This window comes from Paenibacillus sp. IITD108, assembly GCF_036541265.1.
Lineage (GTDB): Bacteria > Bacillota > Bacilli > Paenibacillales > Paenibacillaceae > Pristimantibacillus.
The window spans coordinates 57,002-75,534 of the sequence record NZ_JAZHCT010000019.1 but is presented as its reverse complement, the minus strand read 5'-3'; the positions used below and the strand labels follow the sequence as shown (position 1 = coordinate 75,534).

At 42.2% G+C, this 18,533-nt stretch carries 15 protein-coding genes; 13 read left to right on the top strand and 2 right to left on the bottom strand.

Translation table 11 applies throughout. The annotated features are described in order from the left end of the window. Positions 1-5: 5 nt before the first annotated feature. From V1L65_RS17260 to V1L65_RS17220, 9 genes are all read left to right on the top strand, one after another. On the top strand, positions 6-1,289 hold the full coding sequence (locus tag V1L65_RS17260; protein ID WP_442955705.1) for an MFS transporter: 1,284 nt from the start codon (positions 6-8) through the stop codon (positions 1,287-1,289). A 603-nt stretch (positions 1,290-1,892) separates the two neighbouring features. Beyond that, the gene (locus V1L65_RS17255) at positions 1,893-2,222 is read left to right on the top strand and encodes an ArsR/SmtB family transcription factor (RefSeq protein WP_331700455.1); all 330 of its coding nucleotides are present in this window, start codon (positions 1,893-1,895) and stop codon (positions 2,220-2,222) included. 164 nt (positions 2,223-2,386) lie between these two features. Beyond that, positions 2,387-4,078, top strand: a complete 1,692-nt coding sequence (locus V1L65_RS17250) for a SulP family inorganic anion transporter (protein ID WP_331700454.1) — start codon at positions 2,387-2,389, stop codon at positions 4,076-4,078. A gap of 206 nt (positions 4,079-4,284) precedes the next feature. Beyond that, positions 4,285-4,977: a PspA/IM30 family protein gene (locus V1L65_RS17245; protein ID WP_331700453.1), complete on the top strand. Its 693-nt coding sequence runs from the start codon at positions 4,285-4,287 to the stop codon at positions 4,975-4,977. Between the two features lie 4 nt (positions 4,978-4,981). After that, positions 4,982-6,016 carry a TFIIB-type zinc ribbon-containing protein gene (locus V1L65_RS17240; protein ID WP_331700452.1) on the top strand — a complete coding sequence of 345 codons (1,035 nt, stop codon included), beginning with the start codon at positions 4,982-4,984 and terminating at the stop codon, positions 6,014-6,016. Then, positions 6,010-6,798 (top strand): TPM domain-containing protein, encoded by a 789-nt coding sequence (locus V1L65_RS17235; RefSeq protein ID WP_432502453.1) that lies wholly within the window; start codon positions 6,010-6,012, stop codon positions 6,796-6,798. The genes V1L65_RS17240 and V1L65_RS17235 overlap by 7 nt, the downstream gene beginning before the upstream one ends. 18 nt (positions 6,799-6,816) lie before the next feature. Next, a complete protein-coding gene (locus tag V1L65_RS17230; protein WP_331700450.1) occupies positions 6,817-7,812 on the top strand; it encodes an SPFH domain-containing protein in 996 nt (331 codons plus the stop codon). A 324-nt stretch (positions 7,813-8,136) separates the two neighbouring features. Beyond that, positions 8,137-9,666 (top strand): alkyl hydroperoxide reductase subunit F, encoded by a 1,530-nt coding sequence (gene ahpF / locus V1L65_RS17225; protein ID WP_331700449.1) that lies wholly within the window; start codon positions 8,137-8,139, stop codon positions 9,664-9,666. 361 nt (positions 9,667-10,027) lie between these two features. Next, complete coding sequence (locus V1L65_RS17220; protein ID WP_331700448.1) at positions 10,028-11,446, top strand: galactose-binding domain-containing protein; 1,419 nt, start codon at positions 10,028-10,030, stop codon at positions 11,444-11,446. Positions 11,447-11,543: 97 nt separating this feature from the next. On the opposite strand, the gene V1L65_RS17215 is transcribed toward V1L65_RS17220, so the two are convergent. Both V1L65_RS17215 and V1L65_RS17210 read right to left on the bottom strand, forming a co-directional pair. Then, positions 11,544-11,645 carry a hypothetical protein gene (locus V1L65_RS17215; RefSeq protein WP_331700447.1) on the bottom strand — a complete coding sequence of 34 codons (102 nt, stop codon included), beginning with the start codon at positions 11,643-11,645 and terminating at the stop codon, positions 11,544-11,546. After that, on the bottom strand, positions 11,632-11,901 hold the full coding sequence (locus tag V1L65_RS17210; RefSeq protein ID WP_331700504.1) for a substrate-binding domain-containing protein: 270 nt from the start codon (positions 11,899-11,901) through the stop codon (positions 11,632-11,634). The genes V1L65_RS17215 and V1L65_RS17210 overlap by 14 nt, the downstream gene beginning before the upstream one ends. A 263-nt stretch (positions 11,902-12,164) precedes the next feature. Between V1L65_RS17210 and V1L65_RS17205 the strand changes: the two genes are divergently transcribed. The 4 genes from V1L65_RS17205 to V1L65_RS17190 all read left to right on the top strand — a co-directional run bounded on the left by V1L65_RS17205 (position 12,165) and on the right by V1L65_RS17190 (position 18,339). Next, the gene (locus V1L65_RS17205) at positions 12,165-14,441 is read left to right on the top strand and encodes a helix-turn-helix domain-containing protein (protein WP_331700446.1); all 2,277 of its coding nucleotides are present in this window, start codon (positions 12,165-12,167) and stop codon (positions 14,439-14,441) included. Between the two features lie 299 nt (positions 14,442-14,740). Continuing rightward, a complete protein-coding gene (locus V1L65_RS17200) occupies positions 14,741-15,664 on the top strand; it encodes an ABC transporter permease (RefSeq protein ID WP_331700445.1) in 924 nt (307 codons plus the stop codon). Positions 15,665-15,697: 33 nt separating this feature from the next. After that, on the top strand, positions 15,698-16,579 hold the full coding sequence (locus V1L65_RS17195) for a carbohydrate ABC transporter permease (protein WP_331700503.1): 882 nt from the start codon (positions 15,698-15,700) through the stop codon (positions 16,577-16,579). Positions 16,580-16,668: 89 nt separating this feature from the next. Further along, positions 16,669-18,339: an extracellular solute-binding protein gene (locus V1L65_RS17190; RefSeq protein WP_331700444.1), complete on the top strand. Its 1,671-nt coding sequence runs from the start codon at positions 16,669-16,671 to the stop codon at positions 18,337-18,339. Positions 18,340-18,533 lie beyond the last annotated feature (194 nt).

Below are 18,533 nucleotides of genomic sequence, written 5' to 3'. Positions count from 1 at the left end.
ACGATTTGCTTGCAAGATGCAGCCTGCAAAGATACAATGTGTTAGGTGAAATTGCAGTTTGTTATCGAAGCAAGGAGAGTGCAATCATTTTGTCATCAGATGTTATCGCTTCAGCGACTTTATCCTTTCGTAAACGTCTCATTATATTGCTTCTTGTCGTTATAGTGGCTGGCATGAGCCAAGGCATGCTGCTGCCGCTATTGTCTATTATGCTTGAGGAAGCGGGTGTTTCTTCTAGCTTGAATGGCATTAATTCTGCCGCGATGTATATCGGGATATTTTGTACGATGTTCTTGGTCGAGAAGCCTGTAAGGCGCTTTGGCTATAAGAAGGTTATTACTGCCGGGATATTGCTTATTACTTTTGCCAATATACTTTTTCCTTTTACTGAGCTGCTGGCGGTGTGGTTTTTGCTGCGGTTTATAGTAGGGGTAGGAGATAGTTTGCTTCATTATACGACCCAGCTATGGATTATTAGCTCCAGCCCTGCCGAGGGGCGCGGGAAGTATATTTCGTTTTATGGCATGGCGTACGGGATTGGCTTTAGCTTGGGGCCGCTGGGCATAAACCTGCTTCCGCTGGGCAAAGCGGTTCCGTTTATTATAAGCAGCTTGTTTTTTACTAGCGTGCTGCTGCTTGTGCTGCGGCTTACGAATGAGCTGCCAGAGCGGATAAAGAAGGAAGCGGCTCAAGAGAATCGTTTTAAAGCAACGTATCGCGCTGCGTGGTTTGTGCTTATACCGGGTCTGTTGTATGGATTGATGGAATCTTCCATGAATAGCAGCTTCCCGCTGTATGGTCTTCGTATTGAATTGGACCAGCATTGGATATCCCTTTTATTAATGGCATTTGGCATAGGCGGATTGATATTGCAGCTGCCGCTCGGCATGCTGAGCGACAGAATCGGAAGAAAGCCTGTACTAATCAGCTGCGGAATAGTGGGATCGCTGGCCTTTTTCCTGGTACCTGCGGCTGGCAGCAATATAGGATTATTGTTCATCCTGTTCGCGATTGCGGGAGGCGTTGTGGGATCGTTTTATTCGCTTGGCCTCGCCTACGCAGCTGATATTTTGCCACGGGCGATATTGCCGACTGCCAATGTAATCGCGTCTATTCATTTCAGCATCGGAAGTATGATCGGTCCAACATTGGGCGGATACAGCATACACTATATATCTATTTATAGTATTTTCCTGTTTCTAGGGAGTGTGTTCCTTATTTTCGCTTTGTTAGGCTTTGTCTTTAGGGCGAAAAGAAAGGCTGAAATAACGACTGGTATGAGTGGATAAAATTGAAACTTTACAGCAAGGTGCTCGTTCAATGTCAGGATAAAGCCGCCAATATGGCGGCTTTAAGTTTGTCGAGAAAGTTTGCGGGAAGAATGGATAAACTCGGGAAGGATTGCAAGAAGAATGGAGTAGCCCGATGGCACTCCCCCAAACTAACGGTAGTTTTTCAGGCGTTTTGGGGTGGCGCCGGCCAATTCTGTATGAAATTTCATATACAATTGTGTTTTTTGTGGCATTTCAGCGTGATGTATATGAAATTTCATATACATTGAGACGTTTTGAGGTAACGCCCACCAATTCTGTATGAATTTTCATATATAATTGTGTTTTTTTGGTCACTTCAGCGTATTGTGTATGAAATTTCATATACATTGAGACGTTTTGAGGTAACGCAGATACGCATAGGGTTGTTGAGTTACGTTGTAAGAGTGTAAGAGAAAAATGGCTCCCCTGTCTCTTTAACAAGGCGGGTGGAGGTCTTCTTGAAACATAAACAGCTGAGAATGCAATATGCTTCTATCCCCTTTTGCAGGATCATGTATAATGTAAGATAGTATTACACCGGAAAACGTGTTTCTGGCTTTAAATTCTGAGGAGGATATTATGAGTTCATCAATACAGCAATTCAAATCTGATTTTTTTAAAGCATTGGCCCATCCTATGCGTATTCATATTTTAGAGGTGCTATGCAACGGACCGCGCAGTGTCAATGAACTGCAAGCCATTCTGGGCTCAGAAGGATCAGCGGTTTCTCAGCAGCTGGCTGTGCTGCGCAATAAAAATGTAGTGACCGGCACGAAGGAAGGCACCACGGTAACTTATTCCTTGCGGGATCCGCTTATTAAGGATTTGCTTTTAATCGCTAAACAAATTTTTGACAACCATTTGGTTGATGCGGTTTCCCTGTTGGAAGAATTCCGCAATGAACAGTAAATTTAATTTTGCATCACTCCATACATAAACGATCCATCTCGCATGTTGAGAGCGGGTCTTTTTTATTGGTAATTCAATTATGAGTGCATTGACAGGTCAAGCCATCGTATAGTAACTTTAATATATTCAAATAATCAAATATATGAATATTGAAGGTGCTTATCATGAGGGCGCTCGACCGTTTTGTTGGCTATAATCGGGATTTGTTCAGAAAAGATCTTATTGCAGGCTTAATTGTAGGAATGATTGCTATCCCGCTCGGGATGGCTTTTGCTATTGCTGTTGGGGTTAAACCGGAGTATGGCCTGTATACAACGATTATCGCTGGAATTATTATCGCTTTGTTTGGGGGCACCCGCTTTCAGATTGGCGGGCCTACAGGCGCATTCGTGCCGGTTTTGCTAGCCATCGTACTGCAGTATGGATACAAGGAATTGTTAATCGCAGGCTTTCTATCTGGCATTTTATTAATCATGATGGGGTTATTGCGTGTGGGCAAAGCTATTCAATTTATTCCCCGTCCCGTCACAATCGGCTTTACTGCAGGCATAGCTGTTCTTATATTCAGCGGGCAAATTCCAAATGTACTTGGTTTGGGCCAGCTCGAGAAGCATGAATATTTTTTGCTCAATATGAAAGAAATACTGCTTCATCTGTCATCCGTTCATTTCTACAGTCTTTTGACTGCTATCATTTGCTTTTTAGTTATTATGGCGGTTCAACGCTGGCTTCCTAAAATTCCAGGCTCCTTTATTGGCATGATTGCCTCAGCAGTAATCGCGATGCTGCTCTTTCCTGCACATGTCGAAACGATTCGTACTGCATATGGAGCGATCCCAAGCGCACTGCCGAAATTCCAATGGCTTGACATTCAGCTGCACGATATTCGCATGCTGCTCTTTCCGGCCTTGACGATCGCTTTACTCGGCGGAATCGAATCATTATTGTCTGCGGTTGTTGCAGACCGTATGAGCGGAACAGCTCATAACAGCAATCGGGAGCTTGTTGGACAAGGCTTAGCTAATATGGCCGTGCCTTTGTTCGGCGGGATACCCGCAACAGGCGCCATTGCGCGTACGGCAGCTAATATTAAAAATGGAGCAGCCTCACCTATCGCAGCGGTTATTCACGGGCTATTTGTACTGCTTGTCGTTATGCTGTTCGCAAGATGGGCGTCTGAAATTCCTCTAGCCAGTATGGCTCCGATCTTGATGATTGTCGCATGGAATATGAGTGAGCGGAAGGAATTCAGCCAAATTTTAAAAGCAAAAACAACGGATTCCCTATTGCTAATCAGTACCTTTGTATTGACTGTTTTAACTGATTTAGTTACCGCTATTTGGATCGGCATGGCTGCTGCGGTCGTTTTCTACCTGCTGCGAATGGTTGCTGCTCATGTTAGAACGCTTGAATCCAGCAAAGAATCAAACGTTCTGCAACGTATTGCCAAAGGATGGGGTCAAGCATTTAAAAATGCTACAAGCTGGTACAAATTTCAATGTAAAGTGATGCCAGTATCCGCTTCTGGCAAAATATCGGAAATGGCTGCTGCTGACTTTTCCAATCATCAACAGACCAGCATCCATGTAAAGCTTCAGGGGGCGATGAGCTTCATCAGTGCTCCGCAAGTTAAAGAAGCGCTGCTGCAGCTTGCTTCCTCTAAGCCTGGAATTATACAGCTTGATATGGGCGAAGTGCCTTATATCGATACTACCGGCGAAGCGCTGCTGCACAGCTTTATCCAATATGTTCAAGGTTATGGAGGGAAATTGCTGTTAATAGATCCGCAAATGAGAACGAAGGGAATGCTCCAGCAGGCTGACAAGCAAGGAGTTATTCGCATGCCAAATCAATAAATTCAAAGTAGCCGAGCTGAGTATTGTTATCCTTAAGCTCGGCTTTTTACTTTAAAAATTTTCATGCTAGCAGACATTGCATAACAATGTCGCAAAATTTACTAATAACAATATAATGCTTTAATATGAAACCATTTGGGCGCAGAAAATGTATATAATAAAATAAGAACAATTTTAAAGAACATTTTTTGTAGGAGGAGTTCGGCATGGGACTTTTATCCAGATTCAAAAATATTGTGAAAGCTAATGTGAACGCCTCGAAGGACAGTACAAAAAATCCAGAGAAGGCGCTAGATGATTTTTTTCGAAATGCGAATATGGAGCTTGGCAAAATCAAAGCAGAGGCAGCATCGGCGCAAGCGGAGATGAATACAGCAAAAAGAGCGCTTGATGAATCGAAAAGCGAAATGAATAAGCTTCAGCGTTATGCTGAAAAGGCAGTAGAAGCCGCAAACGATGACGATGCTCTTAAATTTTTGGAGCGCAAGTCACTGCAGGCGGCGAAGCAGAAGCAATTGCAGGCAGGTTATGAGCGGGCTGCCTCTAAAGCTGCAAGCTTGCAGCAGATTCAAGATAAGCTTGCGGCAGATTTAGATCGTTTGGAAGCACGCCGTTTAGACTTGAAGGGAAAGCTGGCAGATGTAAAGCTGCAGCAGCAGCTGAATACTGCAGGCTCTTCGATTCATGATGCCTTCAAGGCTGTAGAAGAAGAAGCGAACCGGATTTTGGATGAAGCGGCGGCAAGAGCGGAGCTCTCGCATGATGGGCAAGCCATTGATCTGGATGAAAAGTTCAAAGCATTGGAACAAGATACGGTTAGCGATTCTGACGAAAATGCAGCTATGAGTACCGAACAGGAACTGTCTGTCATTAAAGAAAAAATGAAGAAGAAGGAATAAGCAAATGCCGGTTATCGAATATAAATGCCCCAATTGCGGCAGCGGGATGGTCTTTGATGGAGAGACAGGAACGCTGACTTGTCACAGCTGCGGAAGACAGGATAATATCGAGCAACTGTCCGATCCAATTGCGAATCAGTTTTTTTCAGATGAAGACAAAACGTTAGAATATCATTGCAACAGCTGCGGAGCTGTCATTATGACCGAGGAAGAGACGAGCGCAACCTCTTGCAGCTTTTGCGGATCAGCGGTCGTTCTTGGAGACAGGTTGTCAGGAAAGCTTGCCCCGGTAATGGTGATCCCTTTTTCAATTCCAAAGGAAGAAGCGATGAAGGCCTTTCGAAAGTGGTGCCGAAATGGACTATTAACACCTAAAGATTTCATGACAGCAGATCGCGTCAAAAATATTACCGGCTTATACGTCCCCTTTTGGCTGTATGATCTGGACAATCATATTGAGGTGCACGGGCGTGCCACAAAAATTAGAATGTATGAGCAAGGCGACTATCGGTACACCGAAACCAGGCATTTCGAGATTTATCGAAAAATCCGCTTGAATTATGTGAAGGTGCCAATTGATGCATCTGAAAAAATGAATGATCAGTTGATGGACAAATTGGAGCCATTTCCTTATGATCAGCTGAAAAGCTTCAAAACGCAGTATCTTGCGGGATATATTGCAGAAAAATACAGTTATACAGATAATGAGCTGCTGCCGCGTGTAAAAGACAAAATAAAGCATTATATTGACTCCTATATCGGGTCTACTGTGGCGGGCTACAATACGGTCAATTATTCCGATAAGCAAATTAATACAAGGCTCAAAAACTCTGATTATGTGCTGCTTCCTGTGTGGATGGTATACTATGATTACAATAAAAAGGTATATACGTTTGCAATGAACGGCCAAACCGGCAAAGTAGTCGGAAAGCCTCCTATTAGCCCTAACAAGGTAATGGCTTGGTTCGCGGGAATATGGGGAGTTTCTATCCTATCCTTAAAGACCATCTCGTGGTTGATGGGAGGAGGATTCTGGTGAGAAAATATGTATCGGCAGTTGCATTTGTATGCCTTATTATTTCCTTGCTCGTTCCTGTAAGTTTGATGGCTGCGCCTGAGCAGAAGCAGTTAGTATTTGATCAAGCGCGCCTGCTTTCAGAAGGCGAACGCAGCGAGCTGACTGCCTTGGCAAATGAGCTGGGAGCGGAAAGAGAAACGGATATTATAATTTTGACTATTAATAATGCTGACAATAAAGACGTTCAAATTTTGACAGAGGACTTTTATGACGATCAAGCTCCCGGTTATGATAAGCCGCATGGCAATGCAGTAATTCTGACACTGGATATGAGAAATCGTGAAATATACTTGGCAGGTTTTTATAAAGCTGAGACATACTTGGATGACAAGAGATTAAACAAGATTCGCGATAAAATTACCCCGAATTTGTCAGATGGAGAATATAAGCGAGCTTTTGAAATGTATATTAAAACGGCTCACAGATATATGGGATTTGAACCGGGGACCAACCCTGACAATATTTTGTTTAATCGCTGGTTCCAGCTTGCCGTTTCGCTAGGCTTGGCATCCTTAGTGGTGTGGATCATGGTTCATCGTTCCGGAGGCCGTGTTACCGTAAATGCTAAAACCTATGAGGCGAGCAATCAATCCGGAGTGCTGGAACGAGAGGATCGTTATATTAATACAACAGTGACGAAGCATAAAATCGAACGAAACAACGGCGGCGGCGGTTCTGGACGCGGAGGCGGCGGAATATCGGGCGGCGGACATTCGCATAGCGGCAGCAGAGGAAGGTTTTAATCGAAAGGATGGATGAAAATGTCTTTTTTTAGAAATCAATTTGCAAACGTAGTAGAATGGGAAGAATTTCGCGATGACATGATTTTTTGGAAATGGAGCAATCGTGAGATTAAAAAAGGAAGCAAGCTCATTATTCGCCCTGGCCAGGATGCTATCTTCGTAAATAATGGCAAAATCGAAGGTGTCTTTACGGATGACGGAGAGTATAATGTAGATTCCGAGATCATTCCCTTTCTTTCTACGCTAAAAGGGTTCAAATTCGGCTTCAACAGTGGGATGCGTGTAGAGGTTCTATTCGTGAACACGAAGGAATTTACAGTGAGATGGGGAACGCAAAACCCGATTATGATCCCTGTTCCACAGCTTCCAGGCGGTATGCCTATTCGCGCAAACGGCACGTTTAATTTTAAGGTGAGCGACTATGTTACCCTTATTAATAAAGTTGCTGGCGTGAAAAACAGCTATCTGGTAGAGGATGTAAAAATCCGTATTACTTCCGTGCTTGACCAGCTATTGATGAAATGGATCAGCCGCGAAGGAAAAGATATGTTTAATCTGCAAGCAAACGCTTCTGATATCGCCAAGGGTATTCGTGAAGACCTGGATATGCAGGTGTTGGATGACGGCTTCTCCATTACAAATTTCCAGGTGATGAGTTTCAACTATCCGCAGGAAATTCAGGACATGATTACGAAGAATGCATCCTATGAGATGATCGGCAATATGCAGAAGTATCAGCAGGCAGCTATGACGGAAGGGATTGCATCGGGCAAAGTTCAAGGCGGCGGCGCAGCTTCGGATATGGCGGGTATGATGATGGGGATGAATATGGCTAACGAAATGTTGAAAAACATGAATCAAAACCAGAATCAAAATCAAAATCAAAATCAACAATCAGCATCTTCCGCTCCAACCTCTGAGGGGGACAGCAAAAAGGCTAACTTCTGCCCAAATTGCGGCACGAAAAATGAAGGAGCGAACTTCTGTCCGAATTGCGGCCAGAAGCTCAATTAAGCTGTTAGAAAATCTGATTGTATAAGAAGTATCGAAGCCAGCCGTGAGGCTGGTTTTTTCAATCTCTCATCGCTAAAATTAAAACATGATGTGCATTTGCAGGACTAATCTATATTTTTTGATACATACTAGCAAATATGAAGAGTTAGTGAACAGGTTGACATTGAAAATCGTTACTATATAATAATAATTATAAATAAGGACTGGTTAACTTGTTAAGTGAGACTATAGCGGGTTCAGTTCACTAGGAGGTAGGAGTAACTAGGCACTGAAACGCTAAAGCCGAGCCTTGATCTTGTAGGTAAAATATAAGGGGGAGAGACTATGAAACTGGATGCAGAAATAAAAACACAGCTGGAGCAATATCTTCAGCTTATGGAAGGTGACGTCCTGCTGAAAGTCAGTGCAGGAGACGATTCGGTATCTCAAGATATGCTGGATTTAGTTAATGAGTTATCCAGCATGTCCAGCAAAATTACGATTGAACAAACTCAATTGTCTAGAACACCAAGCTTTAGTGTAAATCGTATCGGTGAAGACACTGGCGTCACCTTTGCCGGAGTACCGCTAGGACATGAGTTTACTTCGTTAGTGTTAGCATTGCTTCAAGTAAGCGGAAGACCTCCAAAGGTTGAACAAAACGTCATTGATCAGATTAAAAGCATACAAGGCGAGTATCATTTTGAAACCTATGTCAGCCTAAGCTGCCATAACTGTCCTGATGTTGTACAAGCTTTGAATTTAATGAGTGTTCTTAACCCCGGCATTACCCATACGATGATCGACGGCGCAGCTTTTAAGGAAGAAGTTGAAAGCAAGGAAATTATGGCGGTGCCGACGGTTCACTTGGGCGGAGAATTTTTCGAAAGCGGAAGAATGACGATCGACGATATTCTTGCCAAGCTGGGTACTGCTGATCAATCCGAGTTTGAAAACAAAGAGCCCTATGACGTTCTAGTTGTCGGAGGCGGACCTGCCGGTGCGAGTGCGGCAATCTATGCAGCACGTAAAGGAATTCGAACAGGGATTGTCGCTGATCGCTTTGGCGGACAAGTGAATGATACGCTAAGTATCGAGAATTTTATTAGTGTGAAGTATACCGAGGGTCCTAAGCTTGCTGCAAGCCTTGAAGAGCATGCGAAGGAATATAATATAGATATTATGAAGGCGCAGCGTGCGAAGCGTCTGGAGAAAAAGGAACTTATTGAAGTAGAGTTGGAAAATGGGGCTATTCTGAAAAGTAAAACCGTCATCATTTCTACAGGTGCTCGCTGGCGCAATCTGGGCGTGCCTGGCGAGGCGGAATTCAAGAACAAAGGTGTAGCTTACTGTCCGCATTGTGATGGTCCTTTATTTGCGGGAAAACACGTCGCAGTTATTGGCGGCGGCAACTCTGGCATTGAAGCGGCGATTGATCTTGCGGGCATCGCGAAGCAAGTAACGGTGCTGGAGTTCATGCCTGAGCTGAAAGCCGATTCTGTTTTGCAAGACCGTCTTAATTCTCTAACAAATACAACGGTAATCAAGAATGCTCAAGTGAAGGAAATTACGGGAACCAGCAAGGTTGACGGCATTAGTTACATCGAGCGTGAAAGCGGTGAAACGAAGCATATTGATCTGGAGGGCGTATTTGTACAGATCGGGCTCGTACCTAGCACAGAGTGGTTAGAAGGCACGGTCGAACGTACGCGTATGGGCGAAATTATTGTAGATAGTCATGGCGCAACAAGTATTCCTGGCGTATTTGCTGCAGGTGATTGTACAAATACACCTTATAAGCAAATTATTATTTCTATGGGATCAGGTGCTACAGCAGCGCTAGGAGCCTTTGATTATATGATCCGAAATCAATAAGAAACGCCGTATAGTTTATACAGAGTCATTAAAAGACACCCGATCGGGTGTCTTTTGTATGTTCAATTCTTCGCATAATCTATAAATCTGCAAACATCCCTACACGATCTTGAAAAAAAACAAGACAAATAAAATATACTTCTGTCAAGATGTAGGCACAGCTCATTACCCGCAAGCTTCTTTTCTTCACCACATAAGTTCCAATCTTGCTCTCCGTTTCCCTTTCCTTTGCTTCATCCAGAGTTGCCCGCAATGAAGACGCGTTCCTATTAGCTCTTTGTTATAAAGGAGGTGATCCCGCCACCATATCCAGTATCCAGCCGTAACCGCTTGTCCAAATGAAAATAGGAGGAGTTGTTGTATGGTAATTAAGGAACGCAGGTTTATCAGCAAGATTTATGCTGTTTTTTTCTGCCTATGCTTGGTGCTGCTGTCTTTTGGGTTATTGCCTCAAAAAACGATAGCTGCATCTATTACTTGCAGCACATCTGCTTGTCTGACCACGGCATTATCGAATGCTGCGCCTGGCGATGTTATTACTCTGGCTGCTGGCGTGACGTTTTCAGGTGTATTTGTAGCCAGCGCTAATGGCACCTCTGCTAACCCAATCATCCTTCAATCCGATAGCTCCAACAAAGCTATACTTGAAGGACCAGGAACGAGTGCAAACTATAATTTGCACATGACAGGCGATTATTGGATTGTAAAAAATGTGAAAATTACGAATGCCAAAAAAGGAATTGTGCTGGACAATGCCAATTATACATTAATCGATAATGTAGAGGTTTATCACATTGGTGAGGAAGCCATTCATTATCGCGATGGAAGCTCTTTCAATACGCTTCAAAACTCTAACATTTATGATATAGGTACTGTAAATCCGCAGTACGGCGAAGGCGTTTATGTAGGTTCAGATGTAGGCAAATGGGGATCATTCGTCAAGGAAACGGATCATAATGTTATTAAAAATAACGTTATTGGCCCTAACGTAAGGGCTGAATCTATTGATATTAAAGAAGGCGCTACAGGAACCATAGTAGAAGGCAATACATTCGATGGGACGGGCATCTCTGGCGCAAACGCCGCGGACAGCTTTATAGATATTAAAGGGAATAATAGCATCATTCGCAATAATATTGGCTACCGCAACAATAACCCGCAAATCAACGATGCGTTTCAAACAAATGAAAAATCGCCGGGATGGGGATATAACAACGATATTTACAACAATGTCGTCGATATGAATAATGCGGCCGGATATGTTATCAATGTCAAAGCAGGCTCAGCAAATGCGTGCAATAATACGCGCACCCCGGCCGGGAATATGTATTTAGGAGCGGTAACCTCGTATACAAGCTGCAGCGACGACATCACGCCGTCAACGCCTATAAAATTTACGGTACCTGCAGCGAATGTGACGGCAAGCACTTCTGATTTCAATCTTCCCGCCAGAGCCGTGGATGGAAGCTTGAGCACGCGCTGGTCAGGCGAAGGCGATGGCGCTTGGATCAAATTTGATCTGGGCTCCAGCAAAACGGTTGCCTTTATAAAAATAGCATTTTATGATGCCTCCAAAAGAACGTTTACCTTCGATATTCAAACATCGGTGGATGGTACCGTCTGGACTACTCATAGCGTCGGCCTGCAGAATGCTTTAAATAATAATTTACAAACCTTCGATATTGCCGATTCAACTGCGCGTTATGTCAGAATAATCGGGCATGGCAATACAAAAAATGCCTGGAACAGCTATACAGAGGTTGAGGTTTGGGGTTTGTGAAAATGACAAGAGGATGAACAATAATTTGCTGAAGTGAAAGTGCAAGTTCCGGGGCAATATTAGCTCTGGAACTTGCACTTTTGATCGTTACTTAAATCTAAGTTGAACTGCGCAATACGAGATGTGTAGGGAGGGTAACTCTCCTTGGCAAAAATGTATTTCCATTAATGCGCTCCAATAAAAGATCAAGAGCTAACATGCCTATTTCTTTGGTTGGTACATGAATCGTCGATAACGGAGGATTGGAATACTTCGACACTCGACACCTCTATATTCGATAAGCCCATAACGGCTACTTGGTCAGGCACGGATATACCATTGTTATACAAACTATTAAGCGCCGCCATAGCCATTAAGTCGCTGGCTGCAAAAAAAGCAGTCGGATAATCATTTGTTTTACATAGTTCATTCATTTTTTCTATACATAAAGCTTCATCCCACCTGCAGTCCGCCACCCAATCGGGATTGACCGGCAATCCAGCAAAAAATAAGTAAATATGTTGGCATAAAAAAGGAGTTGGTATAGTGCTGGCTCCTCAGGTATTAGAGAAATCCGCGTTTTTTTCAAAACGCCGGGTTTCTCTTTTTTTTGAAAAGACTTATAATGAGTTATTAAACTGACTTTAGCATGTGTTCTCCTTCATAAACAAAGTGAGAATAAGATTTTTGTAAACGCATTCAAAATGCCGGGATAAGGACTCAGAGGGAAGGGAAAGCATTGAAAAGTTTTACTTCAAATTCGCATAAGATTTTCTTTAAGCATCTTGCTTCTTATATGATCTTGTTAATGCTGCCAGTTATCGTGTTGGGCGGACTTATTAATTTGCATTTTATTAATAGTTTGGAAAATGAAATTCTTACGGCAAATCTTAATAAACTGGATCAGGTGCGCAGCATAACAGATGATAAATTGCAGCAATTGTATAATATTAGCATGCAGATTTCCTTGCGGAGAGATCTTGGCTATTTTCATTTTAGCGATGATCCGTTGAATGCTCTTAATGCTTCAAAGGAGCTGCGCAATTATTTGGTAACGGATCGATTTTTTTATGAGATGTTCCTTTATCATCGCGGGGATGAATACATCTATTCCTCTTCAAGCTCTATGCCTCTTCAATTGTTCGAAAAAAAATTATATCAATACGATTCATGGAGTTTCGAAGCGATCAAGAATGAATTGAACACATTAAAAAACCCTAAGGTACGGGCTGCCGAAGGATTGGTTTCTAACCAAGTGAAAAGTCGGGTCGTTACGTTTTTATATCCACTCTCGAGTGACGGCTTTACAGCCGATCGGACCTTAATGGTTCTTGTTTCTGAACAAGCGTTAACAGAACTTTTGCGGGATGCTAATAATGAATATACAGGAAATACTTACGTGCTGGACAAAGAAAATCAAGTAGTTGCATCACTGCTTTCTGACCCTTCCCTGGATATTACAGAAATGGTGAGTTCGTTCGGGGAGGATCGCTATTCCATTAACGACACAGTGACACTTAATCATAATGCTTACCTTCTTTCCTATATAAAATCTGATCAAACAAATTGGAAATATATAACGATAGTGCCTAAGGAAGAAGCATTGCACAAAATTAATGATGCCAGACTTGTATTTCTGTATACTGCGGTTATTCTTCTCCTTTTTGGCGCATGTGTGATTTGGGCCTCGATCAGGCTAAATTACAGACCTATTTATAATTTAAAGAAGTATTCCGACATGCTATGGGGCGGGGGCAAAAATAACGGAAATGAGCTTGATGCTGTTAAGGAAGCACTTGATTATTTAAGTCATCAAAATCGACAGTTAAATGTTCAGCTGCTGGATCAGTCTGTTCTGGCGCAGGATTACTTTTTATTTAATCTTTTTAAAGGGACAAACATGTCAGAGGAGCAAATTAAGAAGCAGCAAATGGAAGTCGGTTTGCGATTAGATAAATCCTCCTATCAAGTTGCCATTTTTTATTTTCATCTAAACGGGCAATCTGCCCTGAACTATGCAAAAATGAAAGCTTTATTGGAGGTAAGGGATTCCGAGCCCGTGCTAAGCTATGTCAGAGATGATCTGGACCAACAAAAGTTAATTATGCTAATAAATTTCGATCAAGAGGCTGTTGTTGAAGCGAAAGAGTTGTTGGAGAAATCAAAGGAGCAGCTGCAAGCATATAGCAACAGCTATGTCACTATGGGAGTAAGTGGAATTTATATATCTCCAACAGCTATTCCGAAGTCTTATTTAGAAGCTATGTCGGCGATAGATTATCGGCTAATTAAAGGGATTGGACAATCGATCTATTTCGAAGAAAATCATTTAAGTGATCAACTGCTAGTTCTTAATTCGGCACAGATCGTGGAGAAGCTCGGTCATTATATTAAACAGAGTAATCAAGAACAGATCGAGTTGCTGCTCAACGATGTGATTAACAGTATTAAAAATAAACAAACGACATTATTTGCTGTAAGGATGGTTTGCTTCGATATTATACATACAGCAGTAAGAGCATTCGATGAAATTAACAGATCCAGCCACTCCTTCAATGCAGCTTTGCCTAATGCGCTTCTTCTCAAGGAATTTGAAACGATTGACGAACTGGTGGAAATTGTTAAATCTATTAGCCGGGAAATTAGCGACCTGCTTGACAGGCAAAATCAACAGAAAGAAGAAACTCCAGCCGAAAGCATGACCGCTTACATTCAAGAAAATTATACGAACCCTGATTTCAGTGTTGTTTCAATGGCAGAGGTTTTTCAAATGTCTCAAGCCTATTTGAGTCAATATTATAAAGAGCAAACGGGATCAACGATATTGGAATATGATACTTTTCTAAAGATGGAAAAAGCAAAGCAACTGTTAAGTTCAACAAAGCTTCCTCTTAAGGATGTCTCGTTAGAAGTAGGCTATTATAATGTGACCAGCTTTATCCGCAGGTTCAAGCAAGTGACTGGAGTAACTCCGGGGGAATATAGGAAACAGAACAGCAAGTATATGTCTAGTTGAAAATCGTGATTGGTAAGAGGGGAGTTTATTCCCCTCTTATTTTTATTGTACACTCGCGATCACGAAAAGGACGGCGACAGCCGTTTCACCTTGTGTGATATACAATTATTTTGGATATACAATTCGTTACTGACAGCCGGTAAACCGCTAGCGGGTGCAGGTTTATGGGTGAATACTAATAAATTGCATGGACCTGAGAAATTGTAAATTTACAAAATGATTGCCCCTCGGATATTGTGAAATGGAAAGGCAGCTATAGCTTGGATCTGCCGGAACAAAGAAAACAGCAGAGGTGGAACATGGAAACAGTAAAGGAGAGAAGAGGCGTCCTTACAAAAGTTTTTAGAGATTATCAATTGTATGTTTTGGCTTTACCTGCAATCGCTTACTTACTCATCTTTCATTACATTCCGATTTATGGCGTACTGATGGCTTTTAAAAAATTTAACGCGGTATTAGGGATTTGGGGAAGTGAATGGGTGGCATTCGAACATTTCCAAAGATTTTTCAAATCGTATCAATTTTGGCCCATCATAAAAAACACGCTGACTTTAAGCGTATACCAATTGGCGGTAGGGTTTCCGATTCCAATTATTCTGGCGATGCTGCTTAATCAAACGAGAAATAAGCGCTTTAAGTCCATTGTGCAGACGGTTACTTATGCGCCGCATTTTATTTCGATAGTTGTACTTGTCGGTATGGTTTTTATTTTCCTATCTCCGGGATCAGGTCTTGTGAATCATGTGATTGCCGCTTTCGGCGGTGAGAGAATGTTATTTATGGGTGAACCTGCCTATTTCAAAACCATTTATGTCCTTTCTGGTGTTTGGCAGAATATGGGGTGGTCGAGCATTATTTATTTGGCTGCACTCGCTTCGATAAGCCCGGAGATGTATGAGGCAGCCAAGGTAGATGGAGCGAATAAATGGCAGCAGATTTTGAAAATCGATCTTCCGAGTATTATGCCTACAGCAACCATCTTGCTCATCCTTCAAGTCGGACAAATTATGAATGTTGGATTTCAGAAAGTATTTCTGATGCAGACGCCATTAACCGCCGCATCGCAAGAAATTATTAGTACGTATGTTTATAAGATTGGTTTGATTCATTCCGATTTCAGCTATTCTACTGCAATTAATTTATTTAATTCAATTATTAATGTGGTCCTGCTTATTACCGTCAATCAAATAGCAAGACGCGCATCAAACACAAGCCTGTGGTAAAGGAATGAAGGAGGGAAAACAGCAGTGAAGGCGATTAAGCTATCCAAAGGGGACCGCATCTTCGATGTTGTCAATTATGTAATATTAAGCATCATTTTATTGATCATTTTTTATCCGCTATACTTCATTTTTATTGCTTCATTTTCCGATCCAACCTATGTGAACAACGGGAAAATGTTGTTGTGGCCTGTAGGGTGGATGACGTTGGGCTACGAAAAGGTGTTCCAATACAAGGATGTTTGGATTGGCTTCCGCAATACGATTTTATATGCGGTTTGCGGAACTTCATTGAATGTAGCATTGACAATGGGCATTGCTTATACATTGTCGCGCAGGAGCTTTGTTGGAAAAAAAGCGTTGATTGTATTTATTTTGATCCCTATGTTTTTTGGCGGCGGTCTAGTACCGACGTATTTGCTTGTGAAGGATCTTGGACTGTATAACACACCATTGATCATGATTATTATGGGAGCAGTAAGTATATTCAATGTAATTATCGCCCGTACCTTTATTCAGGTGTCCATTCCTGAGGAACTTTACGAGGCTGCTCAAATAGACGGCTGCAATCATTTCACCTACTTTTTTCGGATTATTCTTCCTCTTTCCAGTTCTATCATCGCTGTATTGGTGTTGTATTACGGGGTCGATCATTGGAATGAGTTTTTCACAGCTCTTATTTATTTGAACGACAAAAATTTGTTTTCACTGCAATTGGTCTTACGAGGCATATTGATTGAAAGCGCTGTACAATCCGATCTTGTGGCAGGAGCTGAAGACGCTGTTCGCCATCAGAGGGAAATGGAACAGCTTAAGTATGCTCTTATTATTATGACAAGCTTGCCTATGCTGATCGTATATCCTTTCCTGCAAAAATATTTTGTCAAGGGTGTTATGATCGGTGCAGTTAAAGCATGAAAGGTGTCCTATGAAATCGTCAAGTTGGCTATCTGGAATGTCTGCAGCGTTCCTTAGCATAGATTGATAAAAATCCAGGAGGGTTAGCAATGAAAATAAGTCAGAAGCTGGTGTTTTTGCTGGCGATCATGCTGCTTGGCGTCACTTTATTATCTGCATGCTCGAGCAACAATGGGGGGAAGAAAAATGGGGATAAGCCATCTTCATCACCGAGCGAAACTACAGGCAACAAAGAGACAAAAGAAGATGCGGTACCTAGGGAAGGACTGCCTCTATCAAAGGAACTGCAAGAAGTGAATATAGTTACAGTAGTTCTCGATGGGAAGCCCGCAAGCTCAGAAATACTTTATTGGAAAGATATAGAAGCGGAGACTAATGTCCGCGTTAAGTTTCAAGATGTTGCTCAAAGTCAATGGAACGAGAAGAAAGGGCTGCTGTTCGCCAGCGATGAGCTGCCGGATGCCTTTATAGGACATGCCATTTTAAGTGAAATTGATTTGTTGAATTATGGAGCACAAGGCCAGTTAATCCCGCTTGAAAAGTTAATTGAGGAATATGCACCAAATTTGAATAAAGTGTTTGTGGAATACCCTGAGCTAAAGCAACAATTAACAGCTCCAGACGGACATATTTATAGTATCCCAACCTTCGATGATGGCGTTGTTCCAGAAGTAGGTTATCCGCTATTTGTAAATAAACAATGGTTGGAGGATGTGGGCCTGGAAGTTCCGGTAACTACGGATGAGTTCGAACAAATGCTGCTCGCATTCAAAGAGCAGAAAAAGACTGTTGAAGGATCGGCCGTTATCCCACTTACTACAGGTCCGGGCAATAATTTTTTCTCACAGCTTTTCGGTGCTTTCGGTGTTATTGATTATTATCCAACAGGCTCCAATCAATTCGGTGCTCATATCTATAATAAAGACAACGAAGTATTCTATACGGCAGCAACTGAAGAATATAAAAACGCAATTAAATATTTCCATAGATTGTATTCCCAGGGGCTGATTGATAACGAGTCATTTACACAGGATGGAAGTGTTATGGGCTCCAAAATCAAAACAGTTCCCCGAATTGTAGGTGCATTTCAAGGCTGGCGCAGTACGGCTTGGGCAAATACAGAGGAAGAAGTTGGTGATTATATTGCAATAGGTCCACTAAAGGGTCCGGATGGACATCAAATGTGGATGAAAAATCTAACGGGTCTAACGACGCACGGTTCTTTCGCCATTACTAAAAAAGCTGAAAAACCAGAGCTTCTCATGAGATGGGTAGATAACCTGCTTTCAGATGATAACAGTTTAAGAATGGCATTCTCCTATCGATTTGGAGATACGATCGAGAAGACAACAGACAACAAAATCAAAATCCTTCGAAACCTGGATTGGAACAACCCAAGTGAGAGTTTAACTGCTCCTTCAAGCTCATCAGGATTTAGCTTCATGACTAGAAGTAATGCAAATCGTTTTCTGGATATTCCATCTCACATGGTGGAAAAAAAGGGTTATGACAAACTATATGAAGGATATACGGTAAATCGATTCCCGAAATTTTTTGTTAGCCAAGAGGAATCTCAGAAACTGGCGACAGTTGGCACCGATCTCAATACGTATGCCAACAGCATGTATGCCAAATGGATTGTTAAGGGCGGAATCGACGAGGAGTGGGATGGCTACCTGAAGCAGCTTAACGCTATGGGGATGGATGAATACGTAGGCATTTATCAAACTGCATTCGATCGCTATAACAATGTGAAGTGATCATCCACGAATAAAGTGAATCCGGCTTGATGGGCAGGGGATTAGAAGACAGACTTTAATCCCCTTTCTGAGACTGTCGATTCATTGCGGGCAACTATTGATAAGCAATGAGAAAGGGGAAACGGAGAGCAAGAATGGGAATGGAGAAGCGGCAGCGTCCGCCTTTGTAGGTTAATTTTTTCCTTTTTCTATTG

What these genes read in the sequence shown, in the direction of transcription:
- ahpF (WP_331700449.1), top strand. Translation starts at nt 8,137, where the DNA reads ATGAAACTGGATGCAGAAATAAAAACACAGCTGGAGCAATATCTTCAG.
- V1L65_RS17250 (WP_331700454.1), top strand. Translation starts at nt 2,387, where the DNA reads ATGAGGGCGCTCGACCGTTTTGTTGGCTATAATCGGGATTTGTTCAGA.
- V1L65_RS17220 (WP_331700448.1), top strand. Translation starts at nt 10,028, where the DNA reads ATGGTAATTAAGGAACGCAGGTTTATCAGCAAGATTTATGCTGTTTTT.
- V1L65_RS17215 (WP_331700447.1), bottom strand. Translation starts at nt 11,645, where the DNA reads ATGTTAGCTCTTGATCTTTTATTGGAGCGCATTAATGGAAATACATTT.
- V1L65_RS17255 (WP_331700455.1), top strand. Translation starts at nt 1,893, where the DNA reads ATGAGTTCATCAATACAGCAATTCAAATCTGATTTTTTTAAAGCATTG.
- V1L65_RS17230 (WP_331700450.1), top strand. Translation starts at nt 6,817, where the DNA reads ATGTCTTTTTTTAGAAATCAATTTGCAAACGTAGTAGAATGGGAAGAA.
- V1L65_RS17190 (WP_331700444.1), top strand. Translation starts at nt 16,669, where the DNA reads ATGAAAATAAGTCAGAAGCTGGTGTTTTTGCTGGCGATCATGCTGCTT.
- V1L65_RS17240 (WP_331700452.1), top strand. Translation starts at nt 4,982, where the DNA reads ATGCCGGTTATCGAATATAAATGCCCCAATTGCGGCAGCGGGATGGTC.
- V1L65_RS17245 (WP_331700453.1), top strand. Translation starts at nt 4,285, where the DNA reads ATGGGACTTTTATCCAGATTCAAAAATATTGTGAAAGCTAATGTGAAC.
- V1L65_RS17200 (WP_331700445.1), top strand. Translation starts at nt 14,741, where the DNA reads ATGGAAACAGTAAAGGAGAGAAGAGGCGTCCTTACAAAAGTTTTTAGA.